At 69.7% G+C, this 687-nt stretch carries 1 protein-coding gene; it reads left to right on the top strand.

Features of this window, described 5'->3' with window-relative positions:
• Positions 1 to 51: 51 nt before the first annotated feature.
• A partial coding sequence (locus tag ABZ656_RS35575) for an RDD family protein (RefSeq protein ID WP_360273556.1) occupies positions 52 to 687 on the top strand: 636 nt, incomplete at its 3' end.

The following is a 687-nucleotide window of genomic DNA, read 5'->3' as shown; positions in this document are numbered from 1 at the left end:
GACGGCCGCTCGCCGGAAGCGCGGCGGCGGGGTTCGCGGTCGACTCGGGCCATGAGCAGCGAACCGCCGCCCCCGGGCTCAGGCCGGCCACCGGACGAGGATCCGTTCAAGAAGCAGCCTCCGCCTGCCGAGGGCGGCGGCTCCCCGTACGACACCCCTCCGGCGTCGACACCGCCCCAGGGCTCGCCGTACGGCTCCCCGTACGGCGAGCAGCCGCCTCCGCACGGCGGCGGCGACCCGTACGGCCCCGGCGGTCCCTACGGCGGTGACCCGCTGGCCGGCATGCCTCCGCTCGCCGACAGCGGCAAACGCACGGTGGCGAGGATCCTCGACATGATCCTGGTGGGCATCGTGGTGTGGCTGCTGTCCTGGGCGTTCGGGGTCATGGAGTACAACATGAACGCCGACAAGATCGAGTACAGCAAGGGCTTCGGGCAGTCCGTGATCGCCGCGGTGCTCTACACCGGCTACGACACCCTCATGATCAGCAGGTCGGGTCAGACCCTCGGCAAGAAGCTGTTCAACCTGCGCGTGGCCAACCTCGACAACGGCTCCACGCCCTCCGTGCAGACCACGCTGGTCCGCTCGCTGGTGCTGTGGATCCCGTTCGCGTTCTGCTGTGCGTGCATCTGGACCGCGATCGCGGGCGGTTGGAGCTTCTTCGACAAGCCCTACAAGCAGGGCCTG

This window comes from Streptomyces sp. NPDC007095, assembly GCF_040634475.1.
Lineage (GTDB): Bacteria > Actinomycetota > Actinomycetes > Streptomycetales > Streptomycetaceae > Streptomyces.
This window is presented reverse-complemented; position numbering and strand designations above follow the sequence as displayed.